This is a genomic window from Olsenella porci, assembly GCF_009695875.1.
Taxonomy (GTDB): Bacteria; Actinomycetota; Coriobacteriia; order Coriobacteriales; family Atopobiaceae; genus Olsenella_H; species Olsenella_H porci.
Genome location: NZ_VUNC01000009.1, coordinates 25,640 through 42,978, shown reverse-complemented (window position 1 = coordinate 42,978; position 17,339 = coordinate 25,640). Strand labels below are relative to the sequence as shown.

Here is a 17,339-nt window from a genome sequence, read left to right as displayed (position 1 = left end):
AGGGAAAGGCGGATGGTCATGGGCAGTAAGAAACCTAGGACGCGCATTACCTGCTGGAACTGTCTGCAGAAGGTCCCCATCAAGTACAGCGGGGAGGCATGTCCCAACTGCGGGGCGCCACTGACGCCGAAGGCCTACGACGCCCGGGCGAGGGAACTCGCAACGCAACGGCGTGCGTTCGAGAGCGAGCTTTCAAAGCTCCAGAGACAACTGAATATGGCGATCAGGAAAAACAATCGCTGGGGGATGCTCAAGAACCTCCCCCTCCTTCCCTCGCGCCGAGCGATTGACGAGCTTACGCCCAACACCCAGCAGCTCAGGGAGAAAATTGCAGAGCTCAGCCACAAGAGGGGCTTCCCCTTCGACCGCTACTACGCGAGCGAGTGGTTTAGGCAGTCACGGTGCTTCCTGCGTGTCAACACGTCTGATCCCAAGGTGAACGCAAGCAACCCCTTCGGGAAACCCTATTACGACCAGGATGGCATCTTCCACATGCGCGTTCACAGGGACAACACCTGGAAGCGTGGCGTATACGGAGAATACGTCGTGTTCAGCCTTCTGGAGGAAGCAATCGATGCTGGCGAACTCGGTCCCGCACGTCTCCTGTGGCATCTCTATATCCCGACGAAGCAGCGCCTAAGGTCGCGGGGAAAAGCCGGAATCGAATGTACCGACGAGATTGACATAGCCCTTCTCACAACCCACGGACTGTACTCGATTGAGGTCAAGAGCCTGTATTGTCTCATAGAGGTGCGACCCGATAGTTATCAGGACGGTTATTCGGTCATCACGACACGTGTCGGGGAGAATGGGCAGCCCCTGACGGACAAGAGGGCGGTCGACAAGGGGGTAGCCCAGAACGCGGGACATGTGAGGGCTCTGGAGGAGGAGCTGGCTGGCTTTGTTCCGGAAGGCCACGTCTTCAATGTGACGGCCTATGCAAACAGCTGCGGCTTCGAGATGAGCGCATCCCAGGGCATTGGGGGCGCGTACGTTGCCACGACGAGCGAGAGCCCGCAGAACATCGTCGACGTCATCCGCATGATCGAGGGCAGGGAGGAGACATGCTGGACCAAGGAACAGGTGGACGAGCTTGCCGACCGGATGAGCATCGCCTACACCGACCCCGACGGCTCCAAGCGAGAGGAGCATGTGAAGTCGATAGTGACGACGCATGCTCCGCTTCCCGCCCCACGCAGGCGTCACAACAAGAAGAACGATCGTAAGCCCGAGAAGACCAAGACGAGGCTTCGTCCCAAGTACCAGAATCGCAAGTCCAGGTTCGTCGAGGAGGAGCTGGACGACTACCTCAACGGAGACTACGACGACTACGACGACTATGCGAGCTGAGGCGTGACGCGCGGCTTCATGCTGTCCCCTGCACCGCATCCGCCGGTGAGCGTCGCGTGTGCGACGCACACGGAGGCGCCGTGGCAAACGGGGTGGGGGACAGGTACCATCGGACGGGCTGCACCTAGTGCCACATTTGATGAAGTTACCCTTGGTCGTCGCGGAAGAGGGAGTACATGTCACTGCACATCGTCGAGGAAGCAAACCGTTGCCTCCAATGCCGCCGTCCGCTCTGCCAGGAGGGGTGCCCGGTCCATACCCCGATACCCGAGGTCATCCGCCTGTTCAGGGAGCATGACCTTGAGACCGCGGGTGCCATCCTCTTCGAGAACAACCCCATGTCGGCCATCTGCTCCATCGTCTGCAACCACGGAAGCCAGTGCGAGGGGCACTGCGTGCAGGGCAGGAGGGGCAACCCAATCCACTTCTCGTCCATCGAGGCATATGTGTCGGAGTCCTACCTTGGGCGAGACATGCATCGCATCGTCGCCTCGAAGGCGGCGCCAAATGGCCGGGCTGCCGCCGTCGTGGGCTCTGGCCCCGCAGGCATGGTCGTCGCGATCAGGCTGGCGCTTGCGGGCTGCGAGGTCACCATGTTCGAGCAGAAGCCGAAGATCGGCGGCGTCCTTGAGTATGGGATTCCCGACTTCCGCCTGCCCAAGAGCTACGTGGAGAGATATCGCGAGCTTCTGGTCTCGCTTGGCGTGCGGATTCGCACCGCCACGACCATAGGCGGTGCCCTCAAGATCGAGGACCTGCTGCGAGACGGATACGACGCCGTATTCGTTGGCACCGGGGCGTGGAGGGCGCGCACCCTGGGCATCAGGGGGCAGGCGCGGGGCAACGTCTTCTTTGGCATCGACTACTTGGTGAACCCAGACGACTGCGAGACCGGTCGCAACGTCGCCGTGATCGGCGTTGGCAACGTCGCCATGGACGTGGCCCGGACTGCACTGAGGAAGGGTGCCCGCCACGTGACCCTCTTCTCCAACTGGGGCGGCGTCTCGGCCTCCTCCGACGAGGTGGAGTTTGCCGAGCTCGATGGGGCGCAGATTGAATACGGCCTCTCGGTGGTGGCGGTGGACGAGGGCGGTCCCGTCTTCAAGCGCTCGATCCTTGCGGAGGACGGCTCCTTCGCGGGCATGGGCGACGAGACGGTCCACTTTGACGCCGATACGACCATATTCTGCGTGTCGCAGGTCCCAAAGAACAAACTGCTGCTGACGACGAGGGGCCTCGAGGCCACCGACGGCGGGACGCTCAGGGTGGACGAGAACGGCATGACAACGGTGCCGGGCGTCTTTGGGGCGGGTGACGTCGTCACGGGGCCAAAGACCGTCGTGCATGCGGTCGCTGGCGCCAAGCTGGCGGCAGATGGCATGTTGCGTTACATGGGAATCTCGGGGTCGTGAGGCCCACCAGGCGGGTCCCATATTCCGGGCGGCAAGCGTCATCCCCCGCATTCGCGACGGATGCCGTCGGGGGTAGGGGGAGGCCTGTCCCTGCGCTCCTTTGACGCAAGGCGCCGTTTGCGGATTGGTGCCACGTACCGTGGTCATGATTACCTTACTAGGGTTAATTTATAGGGGGCGAGAACACACGAGAAGGGAAAGCAATGAATCTGAATCTGAAGGACAAGGTCGTTCTCATCACCGGCTCCACCGGTGGCATTGGCTCCGCGATCGCCCGCGCGTTCGCGGCGGAGGGCTCTAAGCTCGCCCTCTCGTCGACGCGCCAGGAGAAGCTCGACAGGCTCATCCCGGGGCTTGGCGTGGACGACGGCCATGCAAAGGGCTTCGTCTGCGACGCCACCAAGGAGGAGCAGGTCAAGAAGCTCGTCGACGACACGGTCGCTGCCTACGGAACGATTGACATCGTGGTCTGCAACGCCGGGTACGAGGGCAAGGTCTGCCCGGTCTCCCAACAGTCGACGGAGGAGTTCGAGAAGGTCTACACCCTCAACGTCTACTCTCCTATGTGGCTCATGAAGTACGCCTCCCCGGTCCTCGTGGAGAAGGGCGCCGGCTCCATCGTGGTGCTCGCCTCCGCCGGCTCCTATACCCCCACCGCCACGATGCAGGCCTACGTGAGCTCAAAGTACGCCGTGGCTGGCCTCACCAAGTGCGTGGCGCAGGAGCTGATGCCCCAGGGCATCCACGTAAACTACGTCTGCCCGGGCCCCGTTGACACCGACATGATGCGCCGCATCGAGTTCGATACCTTCGGTGACACCAAGACCCACGAGGAGGCCGAGAAGATCTTTGCCTCCACCGCCCTCGACAAGCGCTACGCGCGTCCCGAGGAGGTTGCCAACGCCGTTCTGTTCCTGGCGTCGGACGCAACGGCGCACACGACCGGAATGGGGTTCAACCTCGACGCGATCGTCCCCGCGCACTAGGGCAGAGGACGTCGCGAGAAGGGGCGGAAGGCGACGCTACCCCGTTTGGGGGAATGTGAAGGGGGGCGGGACAACTTGAGGTCCCGTCCCCCTCCTCGTTGTCCACTCAGATCACAGAGCACGATGGCGAGCATGATGCACAACTGGGAAATCGCGTTCACCATCTGCCCCTTCTAGTTTGCCCGCGCGTCGCGCCCGTTCAGGTGACGGGCGAACCAGGCTATCAGGAGCATGCCTGCAGTCTCCCCGCGATAAGAAGGGGGAGGGCGGGCAGGGAGATCACGTGACGCAGCATGGCAGCGGGCGACCAACGCGCGCGGTCCACTGCGAGCGAGATGAGCGCCAGTGCAAAGCCGGCGGGCATCAGGTATCTCATCTGCCGGTTGAGGAAGCGAACGTCCCTCCCCGCCAGCGCGATCACGAGCTTTCAGGACGCCTTGAGCGCTCCGGCGAGCACCACCAGCACGATGCCGACGCGGAACAGGGTGCTGTCGAATCGCGTTGCCAGCACGTCCGCGCCAATGCAGAAGAATGCCGCGGGCGCGCAGTCAAGCAGTGCCATCAGGGGGGGTGAATCCCTCGGGGATGGCGTCCTCCTGCTCCTCCTCATGGACCCTCATGCGACCAGCCACTTGTGATCCTTCACGGAGTAGAGCGGGACGAACGGGACCATGATCGGCGTCCTGGACTTGTAGTCCCGGTACTCGGGGTCGTCCCCGTAGTTCTTGTCCTGCCGAATCTCTAGACGCCGCGTACCACCGAACATAACGTAGATGATCCCCGGGTATCCGAGGATGGAGCAGGCCAATTCGATGGCGTTGCCGTACACGCTCAGTCCTGATGCGAAGACGCCGGTCCAGAAGACCATCTCGCCAAGGTAGTTGGGGCAGCGCACCAGGCGGAAGAGCCCGGTGTCCACGAAGCGCCCGGGCCTCTCCCGCTTTTCGCGGTTCTTCTGGAGGTCTGCCGTCGTCTCGAGAACGAGTCCTGTCGCCGAGATTGCCAGCCCGACGTAGCAGAGGGCATCTGTGTCGCGGTTATCGCCCAGACGGAACAGGACGGGAGACGTCTGAAGCACGTAGAGGAGCGAGGCGGAGACCCAGATGCCCACCTTAGCCGCAAGGGAGACGCCGTCGTCTGACTTGATCTCTCCCTTCATGCGGCGGTTGTAGGAGGTCTTTGCGTCCCTGTAGACCAGGTAGCCGGCAAGGCGGCATCCGTAGACGACGAGCAGGGCACACTGCGATGCGGTCCCGATGGTGAGGGAGTCCCGGAACAGCGCCAGGAGGCCAACCCCGATCAGGCCGATGGCCGTCCCATAGCCGATGGAGATGAACCACACGTACTTGCGGAAGCCGCAAGAGCTGGCAACAAGGGCCAGGGCAAGAAGGATGAGGAAACTTCTCATGTACGCATCTCGGAATCTTGCTTGGCGCAGGTAGGAAAGATGAACCCAGGTACGTGTTGGCGACATGCGCGAGGACATTCCCACCTCGGCTTTGCATAGGCCCACCATGCAGGGCCATACGATTGTAGGGATTGCGGGGGTGTGGGAAGTATTGATGTCCGAGCACGAACTCCCCGTATTCAGCTTGCCTTCTCCTGGGGAGGTGGAAAACAGCGTTGGGGGACAGGGTTTGCGTTCGTGATTTCGAGGCCACTCCTGTCTCCCGTCTTGGCTCATGGAGCTTGCTTGGAACCCCGTCAATTCAATGGGGAGAAACAGCGGGGGTCAACTCAGAAAAGCAGGTCAGATGGAATATACCCTCTTGCCTGCGCATTTACTAGTGCTATTGGTGGGTTAGGGCCACCGAGACCCGCTTAGGAGACCTGAAGCCCGGGGTTCTCCTCCCGGATGTAGCGCAGTGCCTCGTCCCACTCGTCGCGAAGCACCTCGTCTTTTGCCTTACCACGCTGCTTCTGCGCCCAGGCGTATACCGCCTCGGGCTTCTCCCCGGCATCGAGCCTGTCACACACCTGGAAGTACGGGTCCTCGTCGCTGAAGAACTTGTTGTCCATTGGAGCCTCCTTGAGCTGGGTGTCACTTTGCATCATGTACCCAAGAGCCTGGGTGGCCGACCATCTGGTCTGAACGAAGTGAAGGCCAGGGACTTGAGTCCCTGGCCGGCTTTTCTGGGTTATACACTAAAAGCAAACCACCCGCTATGCGGGTGATGATGATTGGAACGCATCAGGGGCGTGAAAGCTCGGGGGCTCCATTTTTCATTGAGGACCCAAACTTGGCTCTGGTCCCTAATTTAGAACCTGCAGACCTGAAAAATGCCTTGTGTGAACAAAGGCGGAGGATTAGTATCCTGCACAAGAACTTAAAGGTGTTGGATTATCGGTTCGGAATATAAAGGCAAAGCCGCCGAAAGGCGGTGACGCAAAGCTACAGGGCCCTAACAGGCAGCCAGCTGCTTTTCCGTTTGCTCTGAACGGCGTAAGCAGCCTTTCACGTCTTGGCTGTTGGTTGGGGGTACAAATGCGGTGCTCTGATCTGGCTGAAGGCAGCGCGACGGGAACCCGGCTTGGCGCGTCTCGTATGACTGGAATTCTGCTCTGGGGGGGGGGTCTCCTAGTAGCCCTGCTGGTGGCATTTGCCACACCTGCCACAGCGATTGCGAAGACTCTGCAGACCGTCTCTAACCCTCTTGGCGCCACCATGAACGTCTTCGACTACTGGATTGACAGCCAGGACGAGGACGATAGCCTATGGCAGAACAAGAATGGTGTTGGCCCACTAGATCGCGGCATCAACGCAAACCACAATCTCAAGTTCCACCAGCTTAACAATCAGGTCACGGGTGACTTGAACAAGTATCTGGGGGGCAATATCGTAACCCAGGGCATCGTCCAGAAAACCCTGGGCGAAGACGGCTATCCCGTCCTCTCCTCCGAAAATGGCGGCGAGTCCCTCGCATACCTGTTTGACCCCACAAAGACTCAGAACGGCAAGGCGTCCTATACGGGTGCCACCCACCTCTTCCAGCAGGACAGCGACGGCTACTACTACTATAACAGCGCTGACGACTGGGCGATGTTCGACAAGAACTCTAAGAGCTTCATCGTCTCCACGCTTCCGGGGTATGCAAGTCACGACATCAACGGGAAGGACGAGGCAACCTACTACGGTTTCTTCCCCTTTGATCCGACCATTGCCCCGCAGTATCACAGTACGCATAGGGGAAACTACCACGACCACTACTTCGGCGTCACCATGACCACGCCCTTCACGCAGCCCTACGGCGGCATGGTGGAGAAGGCCGACGGCAGCCTCGAGCCCATGACATTTGAGTTCTCGGGCGACGACGACGTGTGGGTGTACATCGATGGCGTGCTCGTGGGAGACCTAGGCGGCATTCACGGTGCGTCATCCCTCGACATCAACTACAGCACGGGCGCGGTAAAGATCAGCGACGTGAGACAGAAGGGCGAAACGAAGGGCGAAACGGCAACGTACACCCTGAGAGGCCTCTACCAGGCGGCCGGCCGCGAAGGCTCCGTCTCGTGGAATGGGAACACCTTCGCGGACTACACCTCTCACACCATGAGCTTCTTCTACATGGAGCGCGGCAACCAGCTCTCCAACATGAAGATCAAGTACAACCTGGTGGGCGGAGACTCCATTTCCGCCCAGAAGACGCTCACCTCGGGTGGCAAGCAGGTCAACCTCCGCCAGGGTCAGTTCCAGTTTGAGCTCCGCGGCTACTACGACGGTGACACCGCACCAGCCATGCCAATCGGCATCCCAAAGGACCGCATCGCCTCGGACGAGACGGGGAAGGACTACACCTCCGCCACCGTCGGGTGCGCGGCGGACGGCAGCGTCAACTTTGGTTCCATGCAGCTGGGCGCGCAAAATGCCAGCAAGACTTATTACTACAGCGTGCGTGAGGTCGTTCCCGGTGGCGCCAAGGACAACGGCGACAGCACCTACACCAAGGACGGCGTGGTGTACGACGGTCACGTCCACTACCTCAAGGCCGCTGTGGTCCAGGGCAAGGATGGCAGCTACAGCATCCAGAACACCTGGTATTCCGACAGCAAGTTCTCAAAGCAGGAGGGGAGCGGGGACGACTATCGCCCCAAGTTCTCGAACTCCTACCAGAGCGGCAACAGCATCGACCTCAAGGCGAAGAAGTCGCTCGTTGGGGGCGACCTGCAGAAGGGCCAGTTCGCGTTCGTGCTGAGGGACGCAAACGGCAGCCAGGTGGGTACGGCAACAAACGGGGCCGACGGCATCGCGCACTTCACGGTTCCAGGCTTCCTGCCCTCGGACTTCAACTACCAGGATGGCACCATCAATCGCGACTACACCATCTCCGAGCAGGTCCCGACTGGCGCGACGGACAACGGGGACGGGACCTGCACCAAGGATGGGATCGTCTATTCCGCCGAGCAGGTCAAGGTTCGCGTGAGCGGCACCTACAACTCCAAGGCCTCGGGGGACCCCATCGCCATCACGACGAGTTACGGGGAGGGTACGCTCTCCGCAACGTACGAGAACGGCGGGATCGTCGCCAGGGTCAACGGCATCGCAGGGGCGGCGACCATATCTGCCGAGACCGATGGTGCGCCCATGCCCCAGTGCGCAAGTGCCCAGATTGGCTCGGACGGTACGGCAGACTTTGGGAAGGTGGACTTCTCAAAGGTGAACTCCGGCACCTACAAGTACCTCGTGAGCGCCGGGAGCCACGTGGCGGAGCTCGAGGTCACGAGGGGTTCGCACGATACCTCAATCACGCCGGCGTTCTCGCAGGACAACGGCGCACCCTCCGGCACGCTCTCCGCAACGGTGAAGGGTCTTGGCGGCACCGCTACCGTCACCGCCTCCGATGGCGCGCCATCGCCACAGAACGCGACGGCGCAGGTTGGCGACGACGGAAGCGTGAGCTTTGGAAAGGTCGACCTCTCGTCCGCTCAGGCCGGCACCTACACCTACACCGTCACGGTTGGCGGCAAGAGCGCGAAGGTAAGCGTCACCGTCTCAAAGGAGACCAAGACCGAGACGGGTGTCTCGGGGAGCTACAAGCTCACGTTTGCTGGAAACAACAGGTACTTTCTCCACGTGAGCGCAAACGTCGGTGCTGCGTACAACGGCAAGACTCTTGCCCTCTCGCCCTCGGACAACGTGGGATGGCAGCGCGCCACCGCCAAGGTGACCAAAGGCGTTGCGGACTTTGGCTCCGTCGAGTGGTGGGACGACGGCAGCGACTCCCACGACTTCACGATCCGTACCCCAGAGAGCTGGAACTACACCGTCCTCAGCGCGTTCACGGTGACGGAGCCCAACCACGGGAGTGGCACGAGCGGCACCTTTGGCTCCGGGACAACGACGGTGACGAACCTCTCCGCCAAGGCAGCACCCTACTCTCAGACGTCCTCCGACGTCACCTCGGCGAGTCACGAGATCAACGCGGCGGCAGACATCCCCACAATTACCAACCGTACCGTGGTCGAGGTCCGAGCGACCAAGGTGTGGAATGACGGCGGTGCCGATCCCGCTGGGCATCCTGCCGTGACCCTTCACCTTATGCAGAAGGTCGGGAATGCCAACCCCACAATGGTTGCTGGCCAGGACAGGACCATCAACGCAGGTGCCACAGGGAACGACCTCACGGTGGTGTGGAAGAACCTCCCCAAGCGGGATTCGAAGGGAAACGAGATCACCTATTCCGTGGAGGAGGAGCCGCTGAGCGGGTACTCCTCCAAGATAGAGGGCTCTATGGCTGACGGCTTCACCGTCACCAACACGTCGAGCTTTGGCTTCTCGCTCCTCAAGAAGGGCGTCTCGGCTGACGGCAAGACAGACGAGGGACCGCTTTCCGGGGCCGCGTTCACCATCCAAACGGATGGCGGCTACGTCAAGGACGACGGTTCGATAACGCCGGGCGTGGTCGAGCTCACCACGAAGGGCGACGGAACGGTCGTCGTTCCCAACACTCTCCGTCCCGGCACGTACACCATCACCGAGACCAAGGCACCCGAGGGCTATCAGCTCCCCAAGGGCACGATCACCCTCGTTATCAAAGTTGACGGCACCGCTGACTTCACGAGCCTCTCGGGAGCGAAGACCAAAATCAAAAAGAACGACCAGGGACGGTTTGCCATCACAGTCACCGACGTCAAGGCCGTCGGTAGCCTCCCGCTCTTCGGTGGCATGGGAGTAGGGCCCCTGTTCCTGATAGGCGTGGCTGCCGTAGCCGCCGCGGTCGTAAAGGCGGGTCTCTCACGGCGCTCGTAGCCTCGCTCGTCTTACCCAGGCAATCCGTCCGCTCGCCGGGCTTGGATATATGCAAAAAGGCTTGTTGGCTAGTGCCCTGTTGGGCAAAGAGGAGGAACCATGAACTGCAGGAGAAGCGTTGGGGCGGTCCTGAGCACTGCCGCGCTCATCGCCGCGATGAGCCCAGTGGTCGCGTTCGCGAAGACGACCGGCACCGGCATCACCGATGTCGATGACACCAGCCTCACCGTCTCTGGACTGACCAGTGGCGACACGGCGACTGCGTACCAGGTCTTTGACGCCTACATCGACGGTAGCAACGTGCTGCAGTACAAGGCAGCGACCGGCCTTCCCGAAAAGTATGACACCGTCGAGGAGCTCCAGAAGTCCGGAAACACTGGCTCGGATGGTGCGAAGGCCGCCGCAGACGCCTACTCCAAGGCGTTTGCCGACGGAACCGCAACTGGTGTGGCTACCAAGGTCGAGGCTACGGCAGGGGCGGACGGGACGGCAACCTTCACCGGGCTTGATTCTGGCTACTGGGTGGTCGTCGTGACCTCGACGAGCGGCACCACCAAGGTGTACCAGCCCACCACGATCGACGCGAGTCCCGTCGAGAAGAATGGCGCATGGGCTGCCAACACGACGATGGCACAGAATGTCAACCAGATCAAGAGCGAGCCTGTCAATGTCTCAAAGGGCGTGGGCGACGATTTCAAGGAGGAGACCGACAAGTACAGCGTTGGCAAGTTCGTTCCCTTCAAGGTGACGACGAACGTGCCCAACTACCCTGCGGACTCCAAGGACGCCACCTTCACCATCGTCGACACCCCGACCGCCGGCCTCGAGATCGACACCAGCTCGATTACGGTCAAGGTTGGCGAGACCACGGTGTGGGTGGACGGCTCCGCAACGACCGATGGGGCAAGCGCGTTCAAGACCGATACCACCAAGCAGGCAAAGGGCGGCTACACCTTCGACTTTGCCAAGAAGTATGTGCTCGCTCACCCTGGCGCTGATGTCACCGTCACATACAATGCCAAGCTGACCTCCGCTGCCTTCTCGCACGCCAATGGCGACGTGACGGGCAACACCGCACAGGTCACCTTCAACCCCAACCCGTACTCCGAGACGACCGTCACGCCTAATGACAAGACCAAGGTCTACACCTACGGCTTCGTCTTCGAGAAGGTTGACCAGAAAGAAAATGCCCTCGAGGGCGCTGTCTTCACGCTGTATGACAAGGCTGGAAACGTAGTCAAGGACGAGAACAACAAGGTGATCACCTCCACCTCCAAGAAGGTTGACGGCAAGGCGTACGTGTACTTTGAGGACCTTGGGGTTGGCGACTACGTTGCCAAGGAGACCACGGTCCCCGCGGGTAAGGTCAAGGCTGCTGACGTGAGCTTCTCGCTCAACAAGGATGACGCGAAGTTTGACAACCCCGCGACCAAGGACGTCATCGAGAACAACTACCTGGTTGCAACCGACAAGGTCGTCGATGGCAACCAGCCCCTGCTGCCCGTGACCGGCCAGGCCGGTACTTTCGCCATCACCGTCTGCGGCGTTGTCCTCGTTGGTACCGCCTGTGTGATTGCCTCTCGCGGCTCCAAGCGCTCCGAGTAGGTAGCCGCCCGTCTTGTTCCAGCGAATCGGATATAAGGCCCAAGGGTCGGAGGCTGCAGCCAGCGCCTCCGGCCCTTCTCGCCCTGCCAGCAGACTCAACACGCGTGCCATGGTGGTCGCCTTGCTGCTTGCGATTGCGGGCGTTGCCGCCATCCTGTACCCCTATGTGAGCGACTACCTTGCCCGCAGGGGGCAGGCGCAGGTGGGGGAGTACCAAGAGGGCGTGGTCGCAAAGACCTCCAAGCAGGACCTCTCCGCGGAGTGGGAGCGCGCTCGGGAGTTCAACCAACGGCAGCTCGAGGGGCGCGTGGTGGTGTCGGACCCCTTTGACCCCAACAACGCGACTCCCTCGGACCAGGAGTACGAGAGCGTCCTCAACCTTGCGGGCGATGGCGTGATGGGGCAGCTCATCATCCCGTGCATTGGGGTGGACCTCCCCATCTACCATGGGGTGTCGGACGACAAGCTCCTGCGGGGCGTGGGGCACCTGCCCACCACGTCGCTGCCCATTGGCGGCCCCTCCACGCACTGTGTCCTCGCCGGTCACACCGGCCTTCCCTCCGCGAAGATACTGGGTGACATTGACCAGATGAAGAAGGGGGACTGGTTCATCATCCGCGTTCTGGGGGAGGACCACGCCTACCGCGTGACCGGTTCGGAGGTGGTGCTTCCGGACCAGACGCAGAGCCTCGTCACCCAGGATGGCAAGGACCTGGTGACGCTCGTTACCTGCACTCCCTACGGGGTGAACACGCACAGGCTGTTGGTTCATGCCGAGCGCTGCGAGGTGCCGCAGGAGTGGCTGGACATGCAGAAGGAGGGCGACCACGTGCCGCTGCTGACCCCCTCCGACAAGGGCGCCCCGCTCGTGCTGCTGTCGCTTCTCGGCCTGGGTGTGGGCATCGGCCTCCTGATCCTGCGCTGGGTCGTCGTGCGCGGGAAGGCTAAGGCGCCTGGACACACCCCGCGCCACGCGCGCAGGTAGTGGGCAGATGACGCGAGCCGTCTCTCGCTTGGGGGACGGCTCGCGTTCCATAACGGCTCTGACCTTGGCTTTGTCAATTTACAAACCTAATATGGGGACGAATCTGTCAATTTGTGAGCAACTGGAGAATCCTTCTTGTCAATTTGCGAACATCTCGTCGAGGACACACCTCTCGGGGGCATTCCCGTCAGGGCGTGGTTCTGGAGACGGAGCCTCGTGCCCTCGTGGGTACAGTGGTGCCATCGAGAAAAAAGCTTTCCACGCGAGGGGGAGATGGAGCCCCCTCGCGAAGGCTTGAAGCAGTGCATATTAGATATAAAACTTATATATCACGAATAGAATGAGATTCGAACGGGATTCGGCAAAGAGCGAGGGGAACATGCGGAAGCGCAAGGTCTCGTTCGAGGAATCGATCGAGATTTGGGATGACCCGGACCTCATGGTTGTACACGCGAAAAGGAAGGGCGAGAAGCGCCTCATGGCAATAGGTCGCACGTACACGATGCTGCTGAGCGTTGTTCATACCGAGGGTGGAGAGGAAACCATTCGGGTCATCTCCGCCCGTCGTGCCACAGAAAGGGAGAGGAAGAGCCATAAACGCAACGCGCATAGATGATGACGCCCTGCTCGAGAGCTTTGACTCTGGCGAGGACATGGAAGCGTACTTTGACTTCGAACATCCCGAGTTTCCCAATCGCGAGGCAAAGCGCGTGAACGTCGATTTCCCGTGTGGATGGTTACGGCGCTCGATTGTGAGGCGGCTCGCATTGGTGTCAACTGTCAAGCAGTCATCAAGATGTGGGTCCCCGAGCGTCTTGACGATGGGTGTGCAAAGCGGGTTGCCTCGCGCTCTGCCGCAGTCTAGCTTGCTGTCAATTGTCGCCCGGCTTTCTTCGGTTGATTGTGACGATGCCATGCTCGCGGAACTCGTGTTGAATGACGTTTTCGACCCGGGATTGGTGCTCTCGTAGAAGCGTGACTGGAATCCTCCGTAGGTTTGGCAACGGGGGTGCTTAACGGTCCTAGCCCTTGTGGGAAATCGGGGGGAGGGGTACTTAGCGTTGCTAGCCCTCACGCGGATTGGTGTCCCTGATGCTTAGGAAACCTAGCCCTCGTGCGAAATTGGGGGGAGATGGGCTTAGAGAGTCTAGCCCTCGTGTGGGTTTTTGGGCGCCCTGCCGACATGAGGCCTAACGGCGGTAAGCATTTGGCGCCCAAATCCACATGAGACCTAGTGGCGCTAAGCATCCGGATTCTGAATCAGCAAGAGGGCTAGCGATGTTAAGCGTCCCGTCCCGGAAAGCGTACGGGCACCTGCGAGGTAAAGCTCGCGGCCAGGGGATGGGCAGACGGCGAGGCCCCCGCGTTTCTCGCCTCTCTTTGCCTAGTCCTGGCGAGAGTTCCGCGCCCTCCGGTCGGCCTCGGGGCACGTCTGGTCACTCCGTTTGCTTGCGTACGTCCTATGGCTTCGTGCTTGCACCTTCAATACCTTAAGCATAGCCGGTCTTGGTTTGCAGGAGAGGTCTGCCGAGGCATCCTTGGCATACGCGAGGGTTGCTGGGGGGTTGCCCCGTCAGAGCGGGAGTGGGGTCAGCATGCGCCGGGATGGGGTGAGTCACCCCACCGTCCTTCCCCCTCATGAGATATACATTAGAACGATAACGGTATAGCGGAAACAGGAATTATTCAGAGCCCTTCTGTGTTGCTATGTTTAGACAAGCGCTACTCATACAAGCAAAACAACTTGTAAAACTGCAGTTAAACAGAGCAAGCTACGAGAGAGTATTGGGTTGCCGGTCCAGGAGGGGTTATATGAATTCAAGAATGACGACTCGCAGGGGGTTCCTGTTCCTTCTCGCCGGTACCATGATCGCCGGTTGCAGCAGGGTGCCGGAGGGCTCTGACAGCGCGGGCGGCGACTTGTCCGCCGCTGCAGTCAAGTACTCCGTGCAGATTCCCGACCTGTCCGGCTCGCTCTGCGCCGCCCCTTTGTGGGTCGCAAAGCAGAGGGGCTACTTTGAGGAGGAGGGTGTGGAGGTGGAGGAAGTCTCCGCCGACGTCGACACCCAGAAGACGGGCCTCAACAACGGCACCTTTCCCGTTGGCATGGGTGACTTCTCAACCTTCGAGTCCATGGAGTCCGGGGTCCAGACCACCGTCGTGGATGCGGTGAACCTGGGGTGCATCAAGGTGGTTGCACGCTCGGATGACGACAGCGTCTCGTCGGCCGCCGACCTCAAGGGCAAGACCGTCGCCGTGAACAAGATTGGAGGCACCCCGTACCAGGTGCTCGCGCTGTGGCTCCAGCGGGAGGCGAACCTCTCCATTGGCACGGGGGACGGAGACGTGAAGGTGTCCGTGTACGACGACGGCAACCTGGAGCTGCAGGCGCTCAAGGACGGCACCGTGGACGCCGCCGCGGTGTGGGACCCCTATGGTCCCAAGGCCGAGAAGGACGGCAGCGCCAAGGTCATCCTGGACAACTCCAAGAGCGGTGACTTCTCGGGCAGGGCGTGCTGCTTCCTGGTGGCGTCCAACAAGGTGCTCCAGGAGGACGAGGGAGAGATCGCCGCCATCATCAGGGCAATCCACAAGGCGGACAAGTGGATCTCGGACAACCCCGAGAAGACCGTGGAGCTGGTGGCGAAGAACAAGTACGCCACCATCGACGACGAGGACCTGGCGGTCGAGATGATCAAGGCGTACGGCTACGGCGAACTCTCCACGGGCGGTCACGACGTGAAGGGGGACGTGCGCTACTACGCCGACCTCCTGAACGGCCTGGGCATGATCAAGTCCTCGCCGGACGACTTCGTGAGCAAGTACTACAAGAGCGTCAGCCTGGACTAGGGGGCTTCGCCGCATGAGGAGGATTGGATACCCGGCCGCCGTGGCTCTCTCCATTGGGGGATTCTTGCTCGCGATCGCCGGGAACGTGCTGGTGCCGCAGGTTGCCGCAGTCGAGATCACCCCCGTTCGCGTGGGGGACTGGCTCGTCAACTTCAACGGGCTGTACCGGATGGTGTTGGGCGCCGTGGTGCTGGGATACCTGCTCGACGCGCTAGTTAGCAGGGGCAACGAGAAGAACCGCAACGCCTTTGTGCATGGGGCGCCGCTGCGGTTTGCCGTGGGCATCGCGCTTCTCGCCTGGGATGTCCTCGGAACTAAGACGCAGGTGTTCGTTCAGCCGTTCTTTCCCGGTCCCGCCCAGATCGTGGGGGCCTTTTTGGAGGAGGGAGACTTCATCCTCCAGAACACGCTCTATTCGCTGCGCCTGTATCTGTGGGGCTACCTGCTGGGCGCTGCCTTTGGGGTGGGCACCGGCATCCTCATAGGCTGGTTTCCGCGCGCGTACTATTGGATAAGCCCGGTGCTCAGGTTCTCGGGCATCATCCCCGCGGTCGCCTGGATGCCCTTTGCCATGACCCTGCTGCCCACGCCTTTTGCCGCCGCGGTGTTTCTCATCGTGATCTGCGTGTGGTTCCCGGTGGCGTCGGTCACCGCCCAGGGCGTGCAAAGCACTCCCAAGGTTCTGTTCGAGGCGGCGCGCACGCTGGGCGGCGACACGCGCTACCTGCTGTTCCACGTTGCGGTGCCCAACGCTCTGCCGCAGGTGTTCCAGGGCCTCTCCACCGCCAACGCCTTCGCGTTCACCACGCTGGTCATGGCCGAGATGATGGGCCAGCCGGGCGGCCTGGGCTACTACATCAACATGGCAAAGATCTGGAGCGCGTACTACAAGGTGTTCGCTGCGATTCTGGTCATGGCGATCCTGTTCAGCGCGATTACCAAGGTGCTCAACATCATCGAGGCCCGCGCGCTGCGGTGGCAGGAGGGGCTTCTCAGCAAGCAGGGGGAGGTGGCCTGATGGCCGCAAGCAACACAACGAGCGAGCAGGTGAGGGAGGACGCGGGTCTCCCCGGAGGGGTCGTTGCGCTGAGCTTGCGGGACGTGAGCCGCACCTACGAGACGGCGGCGGGAGGAACCGTGGAGGCCCTCTCCCACGTGAGCCTGGATGTGCGCAGGGGCGAGTTCGTCTCGCTCCTGGGACCCTCCGGCTGTGGCAAGACCACAACCCTGCGCCTGATCGCCGGGCTCGACCAGCCCCAGGGCGGCGAGCTCACGCTGGACGGCGAGCCCATCCGCGGGGCGTCCCACCGGCGCGGCTTCGTGTTTCAGCAGGGCGCGCTGTTCAATTGGCTCACCATCCGCGAGAACATCGCCGCGGGGCTCCGTGCCCGCCACGTGTACCAGGAGAATGCGGGCCGCGTGGACGAGCTGATCCACGCGGTGGGGCTTGACGGCTTTGGGGACGCCTACCCGCACTAGATCAGCGGCGGCATGGCACAGCGCGTCGCCATCGCCCGCGCGCTCATCAACGACCCCGAGGTCCTGCTGCTCGACGAGCCCATGGGCGCGCTCGACAACTTCACGCGCGCGACCCTGCAGGACCTGCTGATCGACCTGCAGCGTGCCAACCACACCACCATGGTGCTGGTGACCCACGACGTGGACGAGGCCATCTACCTGTCCAACCGCATCGTGATCATGACAGCGCGCCCGGGAAGGGTGAGCGAGGTCGTGAACGTGGACTTTCCCAGGCCGCGGCATCGCGGTGGATCCGAGTTCCTTGAGCTGCGTGCCTCGCTGCTGGAAAAGTTCAACCTAGCGAGCGCCGAGCCGCAGCCGGAGTACTACATCTAGCCCGTATGTGCCCTGGGGGAGAGGGAGCGGCCCGCCGTCGCTCCCCGCGA

Annotated in this window: 13 protein-coding genes, 1 pseudogene and 1 riboswitch; of the genes and pseudogenes, 10 read left to right on the top strand and 4 right to left on the bottom strand. The window is 61.6% G+C overall.

Features of this window, described 5'->3' with window-relative positions; translation table 11 throughout:
• Nucleotides 1–216: 216 nt before the first annotated feature.
• The 3 genes from FYJ68_RS09695 to FYJ68_RS09685 all read left to right on the top strand — a co-directional run bounded on the left by FYJ68_RS09695 (nt 217) and on the right by FYJ68_RS09685 (nt 3,748).
• Nucleotides 217–1,350 carry a nuclease-related domain-containing protein gene (locus tag FYJ68_RS09695; protein ID WP_229772181.1) on the top strand — a complete coding sequence of 378 codons (1,134 nt, stop codon included), beginning with the start codon at nt 217–219 and terminating at the stop codon, nt 1,348–1,350.
• Between the two features lie 176 nt (nt 1,351–1,526).
• On the top strand, nt 1,527–2,762 hold the full coding sequence (locus tag FYJ68_RS09690) for an FAD-dependent oxidoreductase (protein WP_154436085.1): 1,236 nt from the start codon (nt 1,527–1,529) through the stop codon (nt 2,760–2,762).
• Between the two features lie 203 nt (nt 2,763–2,965).
• Nucleotides 2,966–3,748, top strand: coding sequence for an SDR family NAD(P)-dependent oxidoreductase (locus FYJ68_RS09685; RefSeq protein WP_154436084.1), 783 nt, complete (start codon nt 2,966–2,968; stop codon nt 3,746–3,748).
• A gap of 223 nt (nt 3,749–3,971) precedes the next feature.
• Here the strand turns inward: FYJ68_RS09685 and FYJ68_RS09680 are convergent, their stop codons facing one another.
• From FYJ68_RS09680 to FYJ68_RS09670, 4 genes are all read right to left on the bottom strand, one after another.
• A complete protein-coding gene (locus FYJ68_RS09680; protein ID WP_154436083.1) occupies nt 3,972–4,169 on the bottom strand; it encodes a hypothetical protein in 198 nt (65 codons plus the stop codon).
• Nucleotides 4,170–4,175: 6 nt separating this feature from the next.
• Entirely contained in the window at nt 4,176–4,310 is a 135-nt protein-coding gene (locus FYJ68_RS10395) for a hypothetical protein (protein WP_268233786.1), read from the bottom strand.
• Nucleotides 4,311–4,364: 54 nt separating this feature from the next.
• Nucleotides 4,365–5,156, bottom strand: a complete 792-nt coding sequence (locus FYJ68_RS09675) for a DUF1295 domain-containing protein (RefSeq protein ID WP_154436082.1) — start codon at nt 5,154–5,156, stop codon at nt 4,365–4,367.
• Between the two features lie 413 nt (nt 5,157–5,569).
• Entirely contained in the window at nt 5,570–5,767 is a 198-nt protein-coding gene (locus FYJ68_RS09670; RefSeq protein WP_154436081.1) for a hypothetical protein, read from the bottom strand.
• 332 nt (nt 5,768–6,099) lie between these two features.
• A riboswitch (cyclic di-GMP riboswitch) is annotated at nt 6,100–6,173 on the top strand.
• 240 nt (nt 6,174–6,413) lie between these two features.
• Here FYJ68_RS09670 and FYJ68_RS09665 point away from each other — a divergent pair.
• The 7 genes and pseudogenes from FYJ68_RS09665 to FYJ68_RS09635 all read left to right on the top strand — a co-directional run bounded on the left by FYJ68_RS09665 (nt 6,414) and on the right by FYJ68_RS09635 (nt 17,289).
• On the top strand, nt 6,414–9,995 hold the full coding sequence (locus FYJ68_RS09665; protein ID WP_195837801.1) for a Cna B-type domain-containing protein: 3,582 nt from the start codon (nt 6,414–6,416) through the stop codon (nt 9,993–9,995).
• Nucleotides 9,996–10,094: 99 nt separating this feature from the next.
• The gene (locus FYJ68_RS09660) at nt 10,095–11,600 is read left to right on the top strand and encodes a SpaH/EbpB family LPXTG-anchored major pilin (protein ID WP_154436079.1); all 1,506 of its coding nucleotides are present in this window, start codon (nt 10,095–10,097) and stop codon (nt 11,598–11,600) included.
• Between the two features lie 109 nt (nt 11,601–11,709).
• Complete coding sequence (locus tag FYJ68_RS09655) at nt 11,710–12,585, top strand: class C sortase (protein WP_154436078.1); 876 nt, start codon at nt 11,710–11,712, stop codon at nt 12,583–12,585.
• A gap of 340 nt (nt 12,586–12,925) precedes the next feature.
• Nucleotides 12,926–13,201 carry a BrnT family toxin gene (locus tag FYJ68_RS09650; protein WP_154436077.1) on the top strand — a complete coding sequence of 92 codons (276 nt, stop codon included), beginning with the start codon at nt 12,926–12,928 and terminating at the stop codon, nt 13,199–13,201.
• A gap of 1,196 nt (nt 13,202–14,397) precedes the next feature.
• Nucleotides 14,398–15,435, top strand: a complete 1,038-nt coding sequence (locus tag FYJ68_RS09645; RefSeq protein ID WP_195837799.1) for an ABC transporter substrate-binding protein — start codon at nt 14,398–14,400, stop codon at nt 15,433–15,435.
• 13 nt (nt 15,436–15,448) lie between these two features.
• Nucleotides 15,449–16,453 (top strand): ABC transporter permease, encoded by a 1,005-nt coding sequence (locus FYJ68_RS09640; protein ID WP_154436075.1) that lies wholly within the window; start codon nt 15,449–15,451, stop codon nt 16,451–16,453.
• Nucleotides 16,453–17,289, top strand: a pseudogene (locus FYJ68_RS09635) (ABC transporter ATP-binding protein). Before FYJ68_RS09640 ends, FYJ68_RS09635 begins: the two are co-directional and overlap by 1 nt.
• Nucleotides 17,290–17,339 lie beyond the last annotated feature (50 nt).

Excerpts from the sequence above, each read along its gene's own strand:
- FYJ68_RS09645 (WP_195837799.1), top strand. The coding sequence starts at position 14,398 with ATGAATTCAAGAATGACGACTCGCAGGGGGTTCCTGTTCCTTCTCGCC.
- FYJ68_RS09675 (WP_154436082.1), bottom strand. The coding sequence starts at position 5,156 with ATGAGAAGTTTCCTCATCCTTCTTGCCCTGGCCCTTGTTGCCAGCTCT.
- FYJ68_RS09640 (WP_154436075.1), top strand. The coding sequence starts at position 15,449 with ATGAGGAGGATTGGATACCCGGCCGCCGTGGCTCTCTCCATTGGGGGA.
- FYJ68_RS09660 (WP_154436079.1), top strand. The coding sequence starts at position 10,095 with ATGAACTGCAGGAGAAGCGTTGGGGCGGTCCTGAGCACTGCCGCGCTC.
- FYJ68_RS09670 (WP_154436081.1), bottom strand. The coding sequence starts at position 5,767 with ATGGACAACAAGTTCTTCAGCGACGAGGACCCGTACTTCCAGGTGTGT.
- FYJ68_RS09695 (WP_229772181.1), top strand. The coding sequence starts at position 217 with ATGGCGATCAGGAAAAACAATCGCTGGGGGATGCTCAAGAACCTCCCC.
- FYJ68_RS09665 (WP_195837801.1), top strand. The coding sequence starts at position 6,414 with ATGAACGTCTTCGACTACTGGATTGACAGCCAGGACGAGGACGATAGC.
- FYJ68_RS09685 (WP_154436084.1), top strand. The coding sequence starts at position 2,966 with ATGAATCTGAATCTGAAGGACAAGGTCGTTCTCATCACCGGCTCCACC.
- FYJ68_RS09650 (WP_154436077.1), top strand. The coding sequence starts at position 12,926 with ATGAGATTCGAACGGGATTCGGCAAAGAGCGAGGGGAACATGCGGAAG.
- FYJ68_RS09690 (WP_154436085.1), top strand. The coding sequence starts at position 1,527 with ATGTCACTGCACATCGTCGAGGAAGCAAACCGTTGCCTCCAATGCCGC.
- FYJ68_RS10395 (WP_268233786.1), bottom strand. The coding sequence starts at position 4,310 with ATGGCACTGCTTGACTGCGCGCCCGCGGCATTCTTCTGCATTGGCGCG.
- FYJ68_RS09655 (WP_154436078.1), top strand. The coding sequence starts at position 11,710 with ATGGTGGTCGCCTTGCTGCTTGCGATTGCGGGCGTTGCCGCCATCCTG.